Genomic DNA, 20,412 nt, shown 5'->3' with positions numbered 1-20,412 from the left:
AAGGAATGAAAAAAATGTTTCAAAAATTTGATTTAAAAAGAAAGATGGCTGCGATCATGGCTGTGATCATAACAGCAATGGCTTTCCTTCCATATATTCCAGAGAGCATGGTTTCTTTTGCTGATTATGCTCAGATTATTGAACCAGCAGCTTGGAAAACGTGGGATGCCAGCTTTTATAAAGAAGATGCAGCTGCCTTTACTTATAAAGGTGGAAAAGGGCTTACTCCTACTGGGCTGATGTACGAAACCAAAGATTTTTATCTGGGATCTCCGGTAGATGGATTAACATTTCCGGCAGGAGCTAAACAATATTTGGTTGAAAATAAACAGTACAGCGATGGTTCATACAAAGACTTTGATAAAACATTTTTGTATTGTGTGGCAGGTCATCAAAACGGTGCACAGATTTACCTTGGCAGTCAGGCATTTTTAGAAAAATATTGGACCATTGATGATATGCCAGAGGAATTTCCAACGGGAAAAGGAGCCTCTGAATTAGTCCCTGGAACAAATAATGGAAAAAAAATTACGAGACGTGAGTTTAATTTCCTTATGAACATCTATGCCACCTATTTAGGTTCAAATTATAGCGTGGAAGCTTGCAACGACCCAAACTCAGGAACGGCTAAGTATATAGTTGCTGCTTCCATTAACTGGTTGGCGGCAGATAAGAGTGCTTTTACTGGCGACTGGGAAACAGATTTACAGATATTCCGTAAAGGTGATGATTATTTAACTGCGCTGAAGCAAATGAATCCTAATGCAGTCGGGGATCGTACAGTTTATAATCAGTTGACTAATTCCCAGGTAGTACCGGAGTATGCAGCCAGAGGATGTAAAAACTGGGCGGAGTGGACTTTTGGATGTATATGGGATGCAGCCAACATTATGAAAGGTTTTAACGTGGATTCCGGTCAAACCGTTTATTATGCAAAGCTAGATCATAGTACTGATACTTATACAGTGACGGTTCCATATCCGAATGAAGAGGTTAAAGGGTATTATCAGAATCTATCCGCAAAGGATATCTTTGGTGATTGGCTATATATCGGACCATCGGATGCGGGACTTGTGTTCTCTTCCCAGTCTGGCGAAGTTCCAACAAATGGACAGGGAATTGCTACTCTATATTGGGCTAATCCAAACCAAATAGGTGCAGTTCTTGCAAAAGACCTTGGTTCGGCTCAGCTTGCTACGTTTAAATTTTATACACAAGATCCAGCTAATGAAAAAAAGTACACTTTCCAGCTTACGCAAACCTTTTTTTCTGCCAAGCTTGATAAAGACTTGGAAATACATGTTCGCATTGGCTCAGGCGGGCAGGCTGAGGTAAAGCGCTATAAACATACAGAAAATTTTGGAACAAATTATAACGTGGGCCTTCTGAAATTTGATTCCGAAACAGGAAAGCCCTTGGCTGGTTCCCATTGGGATATCCTGGAGGGCTTTGACGCTTCCCAGCTGAACAGTACAGATCTGGATTTAGACAGTCTAGGCGATTATGACTCCAACACTGGTTCCTTGACCGGAGTTTCCTGGGATGAGGATATCGGGAATGATGAGGATCGGATATCCAAGAACTACAGCGGAGGCACGGGACTCAACGATTCCGAAACTAACCTATACAACCAGGCCAATTCTTCCGGATCTCAATTCCTCCGGTGGGATTATCCAGAAAACGATCCGTGTAATGCCGATGACCATATCACTGATGAAAATGGAGAACTTCATTATATCAATTCCCAGGGAAATATTCATAGCAGGATTGCACATCAGGATACTAAGAATTATACCTATGAAAAAGGCTATTGCAGCGGCCATCCAGCCCCGGTTGTAGAGTATGAAGAGGTCCCGGAGCCGGAATATGACGAGGAAACCAATGAACAGACCAATGAGAGTGAGATCGAAGCTGTAGAAGAATACAACCAGCAACTCCATGATAGTGCATGGGCGAAGTGGCTTACTGGGGTGGAGGAGTGCGAGAGGCTTGTAGAGGAAGGTGGTTTCTTTCATGCCATTGATCTAACTGGAAAAACGCAGAGGGAAGCCCTGGAAGCGGACCGAGATCGATTTTACAAGGATTTTATTTCATTGACTTATGAGTATTCCGCAAAGGAGACTACCCCAGCTCCCGGCTATTCCCTTCACGGAAGCCATCCGGATGATATTCCTATGGAATGGAGGACTGTCAGCTCCAGCGAATACAAGGATTATCAATCCGGTGGATTTGGTCACACGGGTGGTAATTCCATTAATGGACCGGATATGAAACGGGAAAGTCTGAAAACAGATGCCTCTATAAAACCGCTGAATCCGGAAGTGTTTGAAAAAGTGATGTTTGCCAGCTTTGGAACATCAAACAGAGTAAATATATCTCAAAAAGAGATGACCGAAGTGCAGCCGGAAAATGAGACGGTTGCTGCGGAACATCAAGAGAAGGAAACAGTAGAAGAACCGGCGCAGGATATAACAGAAGAAACAGAGAAGGAAGCAGAGCCTGAACAGGAAAAGTCAGAGGAAACACTGCAGGAGGCCGAAGAGAAAACAGAATCGAAAACAGTAGAAGAAACAGATGAGTCATCGGAAGTAGATAAAGAAACGGAGCCGAAATCTGAAAAGGAGACAGTATCCGAAACGATAGAAGAATCTATGGATGAGATAGTATCGGTATCAGAAGAGGAAACTATTGAGGAAACGCAACCGGAATCCCAGGTAGAAGATAAAGCGGCATCGGAAATTGTCTCTAAGAAAAAACAAACCGCTACGGATTCCGAAGCGGAAAAGATGAATGGCGGCGTTACTCTCACTGGTCTTCTAGAAACGGTGGTTTCTAGCTTGCGTTCCGTGGCAAACAAGACCATATCCTTCTTCCGATTAGGAGCAGATGACGAAAATTCGGGAAGCGGAAGCTCCTTAAAGGGTCTTCCGGAGTCTACAGAAACAAGCCGGTTGGACCCGCTGGATTCGTCTACTAAGGACTGGACCTTTATCGCTTATGACCATCGAGCCGAAGGAGAAATTCATTTTAACAAAAAGGATATGAATTTAAAAGCCGGGGAATCCGATTCTTACGGCGCTTACGGAGATAGTCAGGGCGATGGAACCTTAGAGGGAGCTGTTTACGGTTTGTTTGCAGCAACGGATATCCCCCATCCGGATGGACATTCTGGTGTTCTCTTTCAGAAGGATAACCTGGTATCCATAGCAACAACAGACCGGAACGGGGATGCAAGCTTTCTGGCCATCACCCAGGCTCCCGGCTATACATACAATTATCAGACTGGGGCAATCGAAAGAACGCCTGGTGGCTGGGCGGATCAGGCACCGGCAAACCTTTATACCGCTATGGGAAAAGCTATTGGGAAGGAAGCTGATGCAGAACGATTTGTCGGCCATACCGAACGGGGAAGCAGTATTACCTTGATGGACAGCCGTAATGAGACCGCAGCCGGTTATGAGAAGCTTTCCTCTAACCAGGGAAAGGACGGTACCGGGGAAAGCAGCTATTCCTACCCCATAGAAAACAATGAGGATCTTAACGGAAATTGTTGGATTGGGCGGCCTTTGATCGTCAATGCAGATGGAACCCAATATTACATCAAGGAGCTTACCCGGTCCGAGGGCTATGAGCTGTCTGTGTACGGAAAGGATGCTGCCATCAGCAATCGGGAGGCTTTTGAAGCCGGAGGTAATCCGTCAGCAGAAGGGACTGTATCCGCCGGAAGAATCGGAATTGACCGGGTAAAAAAGATCAACACGTTTACAGTAAAAAGCAGCGAAACCACAAATGGGTACCAGATCTATGCACAGAATATCCCGAATGGAGCCTCCTTTTATATAACTAGAAGTGAAGTGGTGGAAGATTCAAACGGAACCCACACGGAATATGTAACAAAAGAGGAAACGGCTCTGGCGCAAGAGGAAGGGGCCAGAGTGATCATAAATGGATCTCCGGTAATGGCAAAGGTTGGCGATACGATTACCCTTCCAAACGGGGAAACCGCTGTGGTAGGTAAGGTATCAGATGCGGAGTATGACTATACGGCGGTCCGGCCTGATAATGCCCTGCGCTATACAATTCCAACCTTTCAGGATAAGAAAAACACCGAGGACCTAATGGAGGATGCCAATGCAGCACTTAAAAGAGCTTCCTTTAAGGAACCGGATGAGGGCGCTCCCTGGATCATGATTCCAGTAACAGGAGATACCTTTGAGGAACAGGCAGCCAGTCTTTACGAAGGTATGGAGGCAGCCGGGCTTTCTGTTTTTAACTGCTTAAGGATACAGGAAATTACCGATGGAAAGGCCATGATCCGCTATTCCTACCGGGTGGGAAGCTCTGTATCAGCCAGTATTTATGATGAAGTGGAAAAAATCTTATATATCAGAAATTCCATTGACTATGAAATCAAAGGAACAAATGCCTCCGGATATCTCTACACAGCTTATACCCCGGATCAGTTCGAGGATTTTAAGGAAAATGGGAATGGTTTTGTGACTTATGCAAAGGTGAAAGCAGGGGAGTTGTCAAAGAATAATGCTGTTTATCCGGAGGATTTATCTGCCCTTACCGTTTTAGACAGTCCGGAACGTACCTATTGGGTGTACAGCCAGGGAGAACCGCTCCGGAACAATGATGGAAGCATTAAAAAAGTTCTGGTAGAAGAGGAAGTACATGTGGCCCCAGGTTATGAACTGAAGGATGTGGACACGCCGGTGGCCGCTACTTATGACGGAGTAGGCTATCTCATTGAAGTGGCTGGCAGTGAAGGAACGGAATCCATCGACTATAAGATCAAATATCAGGATGACTTTGTGGAAGGAACCTATATCACTCCGGAGGAATACGCTGGGTATTACGGAAATATCTCCGTTTCCCCAAACATGTCCGGAGCCGGTACTTATATTGAAACGGTGACCCTGCGGTATGATCGGAACCAGATCTATACTGATGGGGGCACCAGGAACACAAAAGTTTCTGTAGTGGAACGGCCCATTATGCAGAAAATCAAAATCACGAAAGACATTTCTGTGAAAGAAGATGGGACTTATGATGATAACACTTATGCAGGGATCGGTCATGAGGACCGTTACACGGGACATGGGGGAGGAATAAAAGAGAATGCCAGGTATCTAAAAAACTTCCGTTTCAAAGTCTACCTAAAATCCAATTTGGAACGGTTATACCGGGCTGAAGATGGAACGGTGACCTGGCAGGACCGTAATGGAAACATCGTGGATATTCTTGCGTACCGAAACTCTTTCCCGGAAAAGGTCCAGAAACTTTTCACTAAGGTAGACTACCGGACCGATTCGCTTACCAGTGATTCCAATAGGGCAGCGATCGCAAATACCAAGCTTTACAGTTATACAAACGATTACATCAATACAGATCAGAACCCAGGCTATACTGCTATTCTGGAGAAAACCATTCAGAAGGTCAAGGATGAGTCCGGAAATGACCGGGAGGTGAACCGTTACAATTATGAAAAGTTCTTTGAAGCCATCAAAGTGGCTAATGACGATAAATGGGATCGTACAGAGAACGGCAGCTCATCCTTTAAGCCCTTTGCTTTTATTAAGCAGCTCCTGTTTGGAACTGGCGGAGCAGAAAAGCAGTATCCGGCAATCCATAACAATTTAGACATGAGAAACAGTATTAATACATCGAATACTGCCGCTGAAAATGCCCTCCGTTCCGATAACGTCCGCCAATTTGCAATTACCTGGTATCTGGATACGGAAGTGGCAAAACTGGTTAGTAATAACCAGGCCGGGGAGAAGCAAAGCGGTTCAGGAAATGAAAAATATCAGGATGAGATATATGATAAGGCTCTTTCAGAAGCCATTAAGAAAGCAGAGAACTATTTGAAACCGTTCTTTTCCTATGACTTTGATCAGATCTATTCCATTGCTTGGGACAGTGAGACAGACGGTGGTAAGGACCAAGATAGGACTACATTAAGCGCCGATCAGGAAGCTCCGGAGGCCGGTTACACTTACGGAGTATCAGAATATCTTCCTTACGGAACCTATATTGCCGTGGAGCAACAGCCCTTTAGTAAGGATTTAGGAGATCTTTACAACAAGCATTACAAGACTGATGCTCCAAAGGAAATTGAGCTTCCGGCAGTTTATGAAGGAGGTAAGGACGGAGCCGATAAGACCCCGGAAGCCTTAAGCATTTATTATCAGTACAAGGCATCCGATACCGTCCAAGCCCTTTCCGCTAAGTATCAGATCCGGTTTAATGAAGAATGGCCGGGAGAGAATGGGGAGGACTTAAGAAAGTATGTGATCCGGGCGCACAGCCTGTTAGGTGATTATGAAATTTATCCCTATGGCTTAGACCTTGACAAACTATCAGGTGCAGCTGCCGGTGATCCTACCGGCCATAGGCATTTCGCCATTACCCAGGGAGAGAACGACCCGGTAAAGGACTATTACAACACCCTGGTTGATCCAGTGGAAGCCGGTGGAAATCCAAGTAGCCATTACTTTGCCGATGATGTAAATACTGGAAAAAGAACGGCCAATGGTTCCACCTATGAAACAAATGGAGTAGAGAAAGTCTACCGTTACGGTTCAATTTCCGAAGATAAGCAGATTTATGATAATGTTTCCTTCCCGTCCGGAGCTGGAGAGGTATACCGGGATCATGTGACGGCCATGGAGGGGATGCAGACGGCCTATGATGGAAAGTTTGCGTCTATGCTGGTGCCATGGGCGGTCACAGAGCCAGCCGATGAAACAACGGATACCATACAAAATGGGGACGGAACAGCAAGCTATAAAGGCTATGCGTACCGGAAGTACCAAAACACCTTTTATACCAGCCGGTTGAGAATTGAAAAGCTGGATTCAGAAACAGGGGAAAACCTCCTCCACGATGGAGCTTTGTTTACTCTCTATGCAGCGTCCAGGGAGGATGGGGAGAATACGGATGGCCTGGTGAAGTTTTTTGATACAGATACCCGGATCGAAGGTTCAAAGGAATTTTTAGAAGCTATGGGAGCCAGGGATATTGCCCTGGAAGGAAACGCCTGGAAGGGAACTGTTCCGGCGGGGACACCTATTTGTAAGGAATCGGAACAGGTGATCTTAACCGATCAGGAAGGAAGAAGGACAGGGCAGTTTGAAGCCTTTACAACCATCCGGGACGGCCTTCAGGCCCAGGAGGATGATCCGGCAGGCGTATCATATCAGGATCAGAATGTCGGCTATCTTACGACACCCCAGCCCCTTGGAGCCGGGACCTATGTTCTTTGTGAGGTGAAGCCCCCAGCCGGTTATGTAAGAACAAAGCCGGTAGCCATAGAAATTTATTCCGACCGCACCACTTATTACCTGGATGAAAACCGAGATAACCGAGTAGCAGCGGCTATTTATGAGGATAAGACAGGAGAAGGGACGCCGGGTATCACTAACACTGCAAGAATTTACGTAGGGAATACTCCGGTCCGCCTGGAAGTATCCAAAATCAAGGATTCTACTCAGACAGTCACTTACAAGACTAATACCAGGTTAGAAGGAACAGAACTGGAATTAAAACAGAAGTACGGAACAGAAAACCTGGAGTTTGGCTACAAGAACGGAACCTATTCAGGCTATGCCTGGTACAAAGGTACTCTGGAGTACTTAGAATCCAGAAAGGCCGCCGGAGAAGATGTTGAGCCAGTTTATGTAGATGGCATGTTTGCCGGTTACGGCCTGATATCCAGGCCCTTAGATACCGCCGATGATAACAACCGCTATGTTGCAGGGGCACAGATGGCCCTATATGATGCCATAGAGGTCAAGGAAAACGGGGACAGCGGAGATTATGGATATGATGGTGTGGAGGTCGTAAGGGACCGGAATAACAACGTTCAATCCATTCAGGTATTAAAAGGACACGCTGGAACCACTATTGAATTTATCCGGGAAGAGGATGAAGAAGGAAGCTTAAACGGAGAGCCAGGGGAAGGAACCTGGACTTATGGGACTGTAGAACGAGGGGATACGGATATTCTTTTCTATTCCCTTGGAGATTTGAAAGTAACGGAAACCGGGGCAAATGGGAAGCTTTACGGCTATGACCGGAACGGAAACCGGGTAAAGATAAAAAACCAGGAATCCATCTACGTGCTGAAGGCTGGGCAGCCTGTCTTTGAGCTGACCGGAGGGGATCTAACAACGGTGAAATATTCCGCAGCGGACAAATGCTTCACTTTAAGCCCTGGAACCATCCTTTATCACCTTGACAGCAATGGAAACCGGGATGCATATGCAAATCCCACTACCGGAATGGCCTATGCCCGAAATAGCGGGGCAGACCCTGCCAAGGAAGGTCAAAAGCTTCTTGTATGGCCGGTAAAGGTATCCAAAACCAAAACCGGAGCAGTCATTGCCAGAGAAAAAATCAAAACCTGGAGAATTGCTTCCATCAATGCCGATACGGATCAGGAATATGTCACAGGGACTTATAACGGTAATGATTTTAATAAAAGCTTGAACCCGGTCCTGAATGGCCATGGTCTACCGGAGTATTACCAGAGATCAGATAAAACCTATAAAAAAGGCGATCCTGTCTATGACATTGACGGGGATTATGTGCGCTACAGATATGATGACCTTCTTCCATCCTACAACAATGCTACTTATAAGATAAATAATAAGACCGGCATAGAAGACATTGGGAAGGAAGAGGATACCACAGACGATAAGAAGCTATATCACCGCCAGGGCGAAGCCTGGATCATGGAAAACACCTGGATTACCGGAGAGAAGTATCCCAACAATCCATTTAAGGTAGAGATGACCGTAGGCCAGGCTGATATGTTAAAGCGGGTGATCCCTGGAACCTACATCCTGGAAGAGGTAAAGGTTCCAGACGGCTACACCAAAGGTTTTCCGGAAGGCGTTACCGTTACGGAAACCAGAGAAGTCCAAAAGGCCGGTCTGGAAGATGAAAAGATCAAGGTGGAGATTGTAAAGACCGATGCACCGGATCAGTACCGGATTGATGTACTCAGCGATTATGACCAAGGGTCAGGCTCTCAGCAAGATATTACGATCACGGAGCCGAAGGGGGCCTACAGTTACGGTCAGGTTACCGGGGCGCATTTGGAACTTTACAAAGCAAAGCGGGTCTATACCACGGACAGCGTAACCTATCCGAAAGGCTACTATTTTGTAAAGGTCGAAAATAAGCCGGCAGAATGGACGGTAGAAAATACCGCTGACAATACGCCGGTGCGGATCGTAGCTGACTGGATCACAGATGGAACCCCGAAATACTTTGAGGGAATCCCTGCCGGAGATTATATCTTGGAGGAAGTAGAAGCAGCCGGCGGCTATGCCCGCAGTTCCATGGAACTTACAGTGAAAGCCACCGGAGAAGTACAGACCATAAACTTAAAGAACGATCATACCAAGCTGGAAGTTTACAAATATTATGTAGGCAGTACAGGGAAAAAGATGCAGCTTCCAAACAGCCATGCAGCTACCTTGGCCCTTTTTGAAGCAAAGTCAGACGGCAATGGAACTATTATAATCGCTGACGGAAAGCCGGTCTTTGATAAGGAGAAGAAGATAACAGAATGGCTGACCGAGGATTTGACTGAGTATACCGAAAAGTTTGAAAAAAGTACTGGCTTTATGGACCGCATAAAGGCCCTTCTTGATCTGTCAGAAAATCAGTCCAGCTTTATTACGGACTTTGAGGCAGCCTATCGGGAGAAAGGAGAAGGCCTCACTTCCCTCACCTGGTACACGAAAGAAGGGGAGCGGACGGCGGAGCGCAGCGAAAGCCTTCAGACCGGAAAAGCAGAAGGAGCCATCCAGACATGGATCACCGATGCCGGAAAAACAATTCGGATCACCATTTACCGGAACGTAAAAAGCGGTTCCCTTGATCATGACGGGAAACTCCCCCTGAATTTTGAATATCAGTTCAACTACAAAGAGGAAAACGGGGTAAAAAGTTATGACACCTTAGAGGGAATGCACCGGATTGATTATCTTCCTTTTAATGCAGAGAAAGACGGGAAGAAGGTAGGAAATTACGTCCTGGTGGAAGAAAAGACACCGGAGGGTTTTGAAACAGCCGATCCCAAAGCAATCGTCCTTGAAGAAACCGGAAGTGTGCAGAGATTCAGTCTGGAAAACGAGGAAAAGTACATCAATGTCCTTAAAGTGGTAACGGACGGAACAAATGAGTATGCCGCAAAGGGCGCAGAACTGGCCCTTTACCGGGCCGATGAAGCCGGGAACTTTGTGGAAGATGAAGCTCATCATATAGAAACCTGGCTATCCGGATCGGATGGAAGGTATACGGAAAATGATAGATTTAACGGGGATATCCCGGAAGGATTTTCTGTAGGGGATTTAAAGCCTCACCGCATTGATAAAACCCCTTATGGAACTTATTATGTAGCCGAGCTTATTCCTCCGGCCTATATGCAGAAAGCCGCGCCGGTAAAAATCACCGTAGGAGCAGAAAAAATACCTGTTTACCGGGTGATCAATACTCCAACCGTAGGAAAGCTGGAAATCCAAAAGAAAGCTTCCGATACTGGAGAGGGACTGGAAAACGCTCGGTTTAAGGTAACGAACAAGGATACCGGAACTGTCTGGTACATGACAACTGGCACAGACGGAAAGGCAGAAATAACCGGACTTCCAGTAGGCATGGTGCAGACAGACGGAACTATAAAACCTTTCACTTATGCCATTGAAGAAATTTCCCCACCGGATTTTTACCAGATCTTCGAAGGAATGAAGAAGTTCCAGTTTGACGAGAAAGGGATCGGAAAAGAAATACTTTACACCTGTGAAATTGAGAACCAACCAACAAAAATACAATTTAAAAAGACAAACTTTGAAAACGGGATGGCGGTGGAAGGTGCTGAGATAGCTGTGTATGAGGCGGTGGTCATTGATGGAGAATACCAAAAGGTTGGAGATACCATTGAGACTTTCGTATCCGGTCCGGACGGCTATACCCTGACAAAGAAGCTGTCAGCGAACCGGGTCTACATCATGGAAGAGCTGGAAGCTCCAACCGGATATACTATTTCAAAGCCGGTGATCTTTGCCATAAATAAGGCGGGAACGGGAATTAAAAATGTATCAAATGATTTTAGTGTCTTAAAGCTGGCCTGTGACAACGGTTCCATAGAAGTCCTGACTGTTACCGGAAGGGTTCCTGTAAAGGTATATACAGTATTAAAAGATTTAGACGCAGAAACCGAGCTTCCTCCCTTTATTGGGACAGGAAGCGGCCAGATTATAACAGTGGAAGACGGTATCATAAACGGCCATTTATATGAAATTACCGAATACACCAGATATTCCGATGGCAGGACAGAAAAGTCCTTTAAGGAAACGAAACGGATATATTTTGACAAAAACGGATCCTACACCATTCCCTCCAGGACATACCTGAAAACCAGGCAGGAACTGGCCGATGCAGAAGGAAATGTCCTTGCTGGCTGGGCCGTTAATGAGGATAACTACGATTACACCATTAAGAATCCAATAACCAGGGAAATTCCTATAGCGCAAGTAACAAGCAGCATAGGATCGGATCACAGTGCAGTGAAAAACGGAAACGTCATAAAATACACGGTTACCTATACTAATCCTTACAACCAGCCGGCAGATATCCGCATCAAAGCGGTTGTTAATGATGGGCTTGATTATTTAAGATCAACAGATTACGGCGCCGAGCAAAATGGAATTGTCACCTGGAACCTTAGTGATATCGCCGCTCATGAGAGCGGTACGGTAGACCTGGTGGCCGTGGTCAGCGGTGAAACGGGAACGCAGGCAAATGTGTATTTTGAAACATGGGCAGATGCAGTTACGAAGCGCACTACCCTTACAAATCCTATTGTCCCGGATGGTTCCATTGCCATCATAAATAAACTGACTGGAACTGGTAAGGATCAGGCAGACGAGTTTACTTTCCATGTAAGACTTATGGACTCTGCGGGTAAAACCCTAACCGGATACCAGGCATACAGTGGTTCGGCGGAAGGACGGATCAAAGGAGAAGGAACTATCACCATAACCGGCGACGGGTACCTTACCTTTGCCGGGCTGCCCTACGGAACCAGATATGAAATCGCACAGGAGCCAAAAGATGGTTATGACAGAATATTAAGCCCTACCGGGCAAACAGAAGGAGGAACCATAACAGGAGAGATCTCAAAGACCATACAGAGTGCAGTATTTAAAAACAACCGCAACAATAAAACGATCCGGGAGATCCTAACGGCAGGCGGAAACTATCAACTTACTGAAACTACAACGTACAGTGACGGAAGCAGCCTTACCAGCGGAATTTACCGCTTCCAGCTAAATGCTTCCGGAATGGTTGATAACGTAGACATGGAGGACCGTCCGGTACATTTATATTTCTCCAAGGTGGATATTGAAGCCGGAGAGGAACTTGACGGAGGCCAGTACAGCCTTGCAGATGAAGAAACCGGAAAAGTGATTTATGAATTTACAAAAGAGAAAGGAGAGAAGACTGTCATTCCGGCAGAACTTCTTACCCAAGGTAAAAAGTACACTATTAAGGAAGAACTTTCCCCAGAAGGTTACGCTTACGAAAAGGAGATCCTCTTTACTGCGGAGGAAAGCGGTATACCGGCAACCATTGTCATGCAGGATAAAAAGACAGAGGTGGAAATTAAAAAGATAGATGTTGAAACCGGAGAACTCCTAACCGGAGGACGTTTCTCTATCCGGGAAAAGGAAACTGGTATCATCATTACTTCCTTTACGACAGAAGGAAAACCAGTCCTTATAAAAGGATTCCTGACAGCGGGAACCACCTATGAGCTGATAGAGGAAGAGCCGCCGGCCGGATATGCCTACAGCGAAAAGGTAACCTTCACCGTTCCGAAAGAACCAACATCAATCACAGTAATTATGGAAGATAAGAAAACAGAGATTCTGATTAAAAAAGTCAACGGCTCTCTTTTAACAGAAAACCCATCAAACGCCGTCAGCCAATTACCAGGAAGCACCCTTCAAATTTTAAATGAGGATAAGACTCCAACCAAGGCACTTAGGGCTGGCAATGGATTAAATCCCGGTGATGACCTTATCTTTACTACTGGCCAGCAGTTTGAAGAATTAAAAGGCCAGCTGGAAGCCGGGAAAAATTATTGGCTTCATGAAGTCAGCCCAGCAGATGGATATGCCTATGCAGAAGATATTCCCTTTACTGTCAGCTTAAATGGTGATAGGGATACAGTAATTATGATAGACAATCCGACCCATGTGATTCTGTCAAAAAAGGCTATAACTGGCAATGAGGAGCTTCCAGGAAATCATATGAGCATAAAAGATAAGGAGGGAAACATTCTGGAAGAGTGGGTATCCGGTGAACAACCCCATGAACTTATTGCAAAATTAAAAGCAGGAGAGCGCTATTGGCTCCACGAAATCCTCCCCGCAGATGGGTATGCTTATGCGAAGGAAGTTCCATTTACTGTCAGCCAAAACGGAACAATTGACATGATTGAGATGAAAAATGAAGTCACTGCGGTTCGTCTTAAAAAAGTAGATCCATACGGCCAATTCTTAAAAGGAGCTATTTTACAGGTGTTGGACCAGCAGAAAAATGTAGTCATCCCAGACTTTGAAACAACAGATAGGGCTATAGATATCACCGGAAGATTGACAGCAGGAAAAACTTATTATCTTCATGAAGTGAAAGCACCATCAGGATATTACCTTTCGGCCGATGTAGCATTTACAATGCCAGAAGCGGCAGAGCTATTGGAAGTTACTATGACAGATTCAAAGAAGCAAAGTCCCGGTTCAGATAAAATGTATCTCTATAAGGTGGAGGCAGCAACAGGCCAAGGCATTAAGGGAGTGGAATTTTCCATTTACCGGCCTGACGGAAGTTTATACCTGACCGTAGATACAGCCGAGAATGGATATGCAAAATTTGATATCCCGGCAAACGGAACCTATACCTACAAGGAAACAAAAGCAGCTCCCGGCTATCTTGCAACAGATCATATCTATTCCTTTACCATTAAAAACGGTGAGATATCGGAAAACAGTACAATATCGGTTGTAAATCACCCATCGCCGGAAGTGCTGATCCAAAAAGCAGATGCTGTAACCGGGAAAAGATTAGCCGGAGCAGACCTGGAGATCAGAAATGAAGCTGGAATGCCGGTATTTACCGGAATAACAGATGAAAGCGGCCGATTATCATTCCAGCCGCTGCACGTCGGCAAATATACCGTACATGAAATAAAAGCTCCGGAAGGATATAGAAAGACTGATACTTACCTGACTATTCATGTAACGGATGCCGGCGCAGCAACAGGAGAATTTGTGATGTATAACAGTCCGGAACAGGTCAGGAAAAAGGGCTTCATCACAGCAACATATCAATCAAGCCTAAACAGCTTTGGAAGCATTAATCATAGGGGAAAAGGATACTGGGGCTGGCTGAGCAGACTGCCTAAAACAGGCGATATAGGCCTGCGCGGAGGATTGCTTTTAGTTATAGGGATGTCCGTTATTGTGTCCGGCATCATTTATGTAAGGAGAAAAAGAGATAAGAAGAATGAAAAATAAGCATAAGAAAGGTTTTATTGCTATGTTTCTTGCCGCACCCCTCATTTTGGGGTGCGCTGGGATTGTACATGCGGAAGAAACGTTCATCGAAATAAAAAAGGAGTATAGGACAGCCATAAAAGAGGAAGACGGAAGATCACAGTTTAAAGATGTCTATGAAAAAGACGGAAATATCTACCGGTTGAAATCTGTTCAAATAGATAAAGTAGAAGAAATTGCCCCGTGTGATACTGTAACATATGATTCCGCCCCCTTTGTCGGAAGTATTGAGGAATATGCGCCAGAAGAAGCAATAGAGAAAAACGGAAAAAAATATATATTGAAAACCAGTGAGATCACAAAAGTAATCACGGAAGAAGCCACGAAATATTCAGAAGCTTCCATATTATACAAAGGAGTGGAATACATAGACTCTCTTCCGGAAGATGGGGAGGTCAAGGTAATAAATGAAGATTTAAAGCAGGAATTAAAGGTAAAACTTCCTGCGGTTGATTATAAGGAGGAAAGTACTTACTGGGACTATAATTTTACATTTCCCATTACAGTGACCGGATATGATGCGGATTCATACATGCTGGGCCAGACGGAAATATCTAATCATTCTCCATTAATAGACCATGGGAATCAGTTTCTGGATTATTTAAATTTGCCGCCCCAATACTACAAAATTACCAGGATCGAGTGGGCTGGGGGTCCTGTGGGAAAAGAGGGGGAGGTGATCCGGAGAGCAACTGCTTACGGCCGGAAACTGGTGAAAGATATCAGGGGAACTTATGGAGGGGAGGTCACCTTCCCGCCCATAGATGCCAATGTTTTCCACGGAACCTATATTGAAGCAGATGCAGAAAATCAAACAGGCCAGCCCATTTACCGAAAGCAGGCAACTGCTATCTATAAACGGCAGGGCAAAATTGGATTCTGGAATTTCTTAAAATGGCTGCTGACAAATTCCGTTACTTTAGCAATCCTTACAATCTTACTTATCATGCTAATCTTACTGATCATAATAAAAAAAGGAACAAACAAGAAACGGAATGCAGAAAAACACAGACAATGAAAATAAGACTCCCCCAAAAAGGCCAGACTGTTTCAGTACTGTCTTACTACCTTATAATGACAACCAAAGTTCAGGCAACACAGATCCAGCATTTCATAAGAATCTATTATTGAATATTACCAATTGTAATGCTAGTATAAATACAAACCTATTCCACTAAAAAGAGGTGAGTCCATGACAATTTATGATATTGCAAAAAAAGCAGGAGTTTCTGCCAGCACGGTTTCCCGTGTAATCAATGACAGACCGGGAGTCGGTGAGACGACAAAAGAACGGATAAGAGAACTTCTAAAAGAGTATAATTATTCTCCCAATGAAGCAGCCCGTGGTCTTGTGACCCAATCCTCAAAAATTGTGGGAATTCTGATTGAGGACATCCGCATCTCTCATCATACGGAATCTGCCTATATCATAGAGCAGGAGATGACCAAAAAGGGATATACCTGCATTACTCTCAGCACTGGAATGACTCCGGTAAGAAAAGCAGAATATATTAAAATCCTGGAACAGAGAAGAGTAGATGGAGCTATCCTGATCGGATCCATGTTTGGAACACTTGAGGTAGAGAAAAGCATAAAGGAGCATTTGTCAGATGTCCCCATTGTGCTGGTAAATGGTTCCTTAAACCTGCCCAATGTATGGGGGATCCTGGTGGATGAAGAGCGGGGAGTGGAGGAATGTGTGGATCTGCTTGTGAATAAAGGCCGCCGCAATCTGGTTTTTGCCGTGGACTCCATAACTCCTTCGAATAATGGCAAAATGCAGGGATTTAAGAAGGGCCTTAGGAAACATGGTCTTGTAGGCGGTAAAGAGTTTATTTATTATACAACAGACGATGATACGGCTCCGGAACATACCATTGAAAGAGGAAGACAGGTAACAAAAGAAATCATTATGAAGTATCCGGAGGTAAACGGGATTATATATTCCATAGATTTATTAGCTGTGGGAGGATTGCAGATGTGTTATGAAACAGGTATTACTGTCCCGGACCAGATCGCAGTAATAGGAGTGGACAACTCCCTGTACGGAAAACTCTGCACACCAAAACTGACGACCTTAGACAACAAACTGGTAGAAGTCTGCCAGAACGCCTCCCGGATTTTGCTGGAAGCGTTTGAAGGGAAGACCATGCTACCTGAGATGAAATTATCTACTGATATTATTCAAAGAGAGAGCACCTGAAAAACTCATAGAAATCCTCAAGCAGATTAAAAAACAGCGATCTCTTTACAGAGGTACAGCAAGCCTCAGGCTTTACCTGCGGTACAAATTCCCGCCTTTAAGCAATCCATTACGAAAGAAAAACTTATTTCATGAGCCGTTAGAATACTTATGTTAAAAACCCACAAAAGGATATAAAAGAATTTAGCAATTAATATGATTGATTCCCGGGAAAAAACCTGATATCCTAATTAGGAGTTTCGCAATCGATTGCGAAGAAAGGGGAACATTTATGATTTACGGACATATTGATTCAATAAAGACTGAAAATGCTTATACGGAAAAGATCCGTAAAGCTATGGCGATCTTAAAAGAAACGGATGTAACGGACATGCATCACGGAAAGTATCCTTTGGATGGGGACAATTTAATTCTGCAGATTAATGAAATTACTACCGGACCCAAAGAGGAAAAGAAGCCGGAAGTGCACAGAAAATATATTGATGTTCAGTATATGGTGCACGGCCATGAATTAATAGGATTTTATCCCGACGACAGGAATGGAGAAGTGCTTGAGGATCAGCTTGAAGAAAATGATTTGCTTTTTTACAAAGAGCGGGAAGATGTAAACGAGCTTATGCTTCCCATGACAGACGGCTGTTATGCCATATTTTTCCCTGAAGACGTCCACCGGCCAGGCTGCCAAATGGGGGATCCTGAGGCGGTGAAGAAAATTATATTGAAAGTAAAGGCAGATACATTATAAAAAGTATGGCTATGAAAGTAATACAATGTTAAGTGTCCTATAAGTCCCTATTTGTCAGACGGTTTTCATTCCGAAGCAAATAGGGATTTTTGTATATAAAATACTAATATAGTGTTCCGGATCATAAGACTCTGGCTGCAATACTTGACAAAGGAACAGGTACTGTCCATAATAAGCATTATATAGAAGAAATTGTAATGCAGCAATAACGGGATCATGATGATATCATGATCATTGAGGAGGCATAAGTATGAAAGAGTATCGGTGGGCAACATTAGGCTGTGGAGAAATTGCCAGGCAGCTGGCAGAAAACATGAAGAAGCAGGGGAAAACTTTGTATGGGGTTGGAAACAGAACTTATGAAAATGCGGTTAAATTTGCAGAAACATACGGGGTAGAGAAAGTTTACCATAATGTCTTTGATATGTTTCATGATGACGATGTGGATATTATTTATATTTCCACACCCCATAATACCCATATTACTTATTTAAAAGAGGCATTAAAGAATGGGAAGCACGTGCTGTGCGAAAAGTCAATTACGCTAAATTCTGATGAGCTTACTGAGGCAGTCAGTCTTGCGGAGAAAAACAACCTGGTGCTTGCTGAGGCAATGACCATTTATCATATGCCGTTATATAAGAAATTGCAGGAAATTGTGCATGGCGGTCAACTGGGGCCTTTGCGCTTTATTCAGATGAATTTTGGAAGCTATAAAGATTATAATATGGAAAACAGGTTTTTTAGTCCAAGTCTTGCTGGCGGGTCACTGCTGGATATCGGGGTATACGCCCTTTCCTTTGCAAGATGGTTTATGACAGAGGCACCGGACCAGATCCTGTCACAGGTAAAGCTTGCCCCCAGCGGTGTGGATGAACAGGCGGGAATCCTGCTAATGAACAATCAGCAGGAAATGGCTGCCATTTCCCTGTCCCTGCACGCAAAGCAGCCCAAGCGGGGGACAGTGGCTTTTGACAAAGGCTATATAGAAGTTTATGAATATCCCAGAGCTGATAAGGCGGTGATCACTTATACGGAGGATAACCGCCGGGAGGTGATTGAAGCAGGAAACACCGATGATGCCCTTTTGTATGAAATTCTGGATATGGAGAAAGCAGTTTCCGGAGAACCTGACGTAATGCGGCTGGAATATACGGCAGATGTCATGAACATGATGACAAGAATACGGAATGACTGGAATATGAAATATCCGGAAGAATTATAAAACGTTCCCTTAAGAGAGCAGGAGAAGACGGGATATCATTGACACTTTATCAAAGCAAGGCTATACTCTTGTTACAGCCGGAAGGCTTCTTACAGGATAAGCTGCAAGAAATCCTTCTTAAGGGGATTTCAGGATACGGGAGAATAAGAATGGATTTGTTTGATTATATGAGGGAAAATACCATGAAAAATGAGTCCCCCCTTGCATCAAGGCTTCGGCCGTCAACACTTGACGAGGTAGTGGGGCAGCAGCATATCATTGGCAGGGATAAACTGCTCTACCGGGCCATTAAGGCTGACAAGCTGGGGTCTGTGATTTTCTACGGCCCTCCGGGAACCGGAAAAACCACCCTGGCAAGGGTGATTGCCAATACCACCAGCGGGGATTTTAAGCAGATCAACGCCACGGTAGCCGGAAAAAAGGATATGGAAGAGATCGTAAAGGAAGCTAAGGATTCCCTGGGAATGTATGGCAAAAAGACCATTTTGTTCGTGGATGAGATTCATCGTTTTAACAAAGGGCAGCAGGATTATCTTCTTCCATTTGTGGAGGATGGGACCCTGACTCTCATTGGAGCCACCACAGAAAATCCTTATTTTGAGGTAAATGGCGCACTTCTTTCCAGGTCCAGGGTATTTGAGTTAAAGTCCCTGGAAAAGGAGGATATCAGGAAACTGATCCACCGGGCGGTATATGACAGAGAGAAGGGAATGGGCTCCTATAACGCAGTGATTGACGACGATGCGGAAGAATTTCTGGCGGATGTTTCCAATGGAGATGCCAGGGCCGCTTTAAATGCGGTAGAGCTGGGAATCATGACCACGGACCGGGATCCGTCAGATGGAAAAATCCATATCAGTCTCCAGGTGGCTGAAGAATGCATCCAAAAGCGGGTGGTGCGCTATGATAAGACAGGGGATAATCATTACGATACCATATCGGCTTTTATAAAGAGCATGCGGGGATCGGATCCGGATGCGGCTGTTTACTATCTGGCAAGGATGTTATATGCTGGAGAGGATATGAAGTTCATTGCCAGAAGGATCATGATCTGTGCTGCAGAGGATGTTGGAAATGCGGATCCCCAGGCTCTTGTTGTGGCAGTGGCCGCAGCCCAGGCAGCAGAGAGGATCGGGCTTCCGGAAGCCCAGATCATTCTGTCGGAAGCAGTCACCTATGTGGCTTCGGCACCTAAGAGCAATGCTGCCTGTATGGCGGTATTTGAGGCACTGGATACGGTGCGGAACCAGAAAACCATGCCTGTACCGGTTCATTTACAGGATTCCCATTATAAGGGAGCGGCGAAGCTGGGCCATGGGCAGGGCTATCTTTATGCCCATGATTATCCGGGAAATTATGTGAAACAGCAGTATCTGCCGGATGGGATGGAAGGCATGACATTCTACCAACCCACGGAAAATGGCTATGAGCTTAAAATCAAAGAGCACTTGAGAGAACTGAAAAAATAACTTTTCTTTTTTAATATTAAGGTATATAATAGGCGTATCGTACGACCTGATTTAACATGATTTGGGCCGGAATAACATTTCCGGCCATCTGTTGCGATATTCTATCGTGAAGCATTCCCAAGATTACGAAACAA

The 20,412-nt window shown here is 44.8% G+C and carries 6 protein-coding genes; all 6 read left to right on the top strand.

What is annotated here, in order from left to right; genetic code table 11:
- The first annotated feature begins 5 nt into the window (after nucleotides 1–5).
- Nucleotides 6–14,597: a SpaA isopeptide-forming pilin-related protein gene (locus ABFV83_RS14960; protein WP_349944904.1), complete on the top strand. Its 14,592-nt coding sequence runs from the start codon at nucleotides 6–8 to the stop codon at nucleotides 14,595–14,597.
- On the top strand, nucleotides 14,587–15,654 hold the full coding sequence (locus ABFV83_RS14955) for a hypothetical protein (protein WP_349944903.1): 1,068 nt from the start codon (nucleotides 14,587–14,589) through the stop codon (nucleotides 15,652–15,654). The genes ABFV83_RS14960 and ABFV83_RS14955 overlap by 11 nt, the downstream gene beginning before the upstream one ends.
- A 174-nt stretch (nucleotides 15,655–15,828) precedes the next feature.
- Nucleotides 15,829–16,839, top strand: coding sequence for a LacI family DNA-binding transcriptional regulator (locus ABFV83_RS14950; protein WP_349944901.1), 1,011 nt, complete (start codon nucleotides 15,829–15,831; stop codon nucleotides 16,837–16,839).
- A 271-nt stretch (nucleotides 16,840–17,110) separates the two neighbouring features.
- Nucleotides 17,111–17,584, top strand: a complete 474-nt coding sequence (locus ABFV83_RS14945) for a YhcH/YjgK/YiaL family protein (RefSeq protein ID WP_349944900.1) — start codon at nucleotides 17,111–17,113, stop codon at nucleotides 17,582–17,584.
- 250 nt (nucleotides 17,585–17,834) lie between these two features.
- Nucleotides 17,835–18,809, top strand: coding sequence for a Gfo/Idh/MocA family oxidoreductase (locus ABFV83_RS14940; RefSeq protein WP_349944898.1), 975 nt, complete (start codon nucleotides 17,835–17,837; stop codon nucleotides 18,807–18,809).
- A gap of 149 nt (nucleotides 18,810–18,958) precedes the next feature.
- Nucleotides 18,959–20,278: a replication-associated recombination protein A gene (locus ABFV83_RS14935; protein ID WP_349944896.1), complete on the top strand. Its 1,320-nt coding sequence runs from the start codon at nucleotides 18,959–18,961 to the stop codon at nucleotides 20,276–20,278.
- Nucleotides 20,279–20,412 lie beyond the last annotated feature (134 nt).

The organism is Lacrimispora sp. BS-2 (assembly GCF_040207125.1).
Classification (GTDB): Bacteria; Bacillota; Clostridia; order Lachnospirales; family Lachnospiraceae; genus Lacrimispora.
This window is presented reverse-complemented; position numbering and strand designations above follow the sequence as displayed.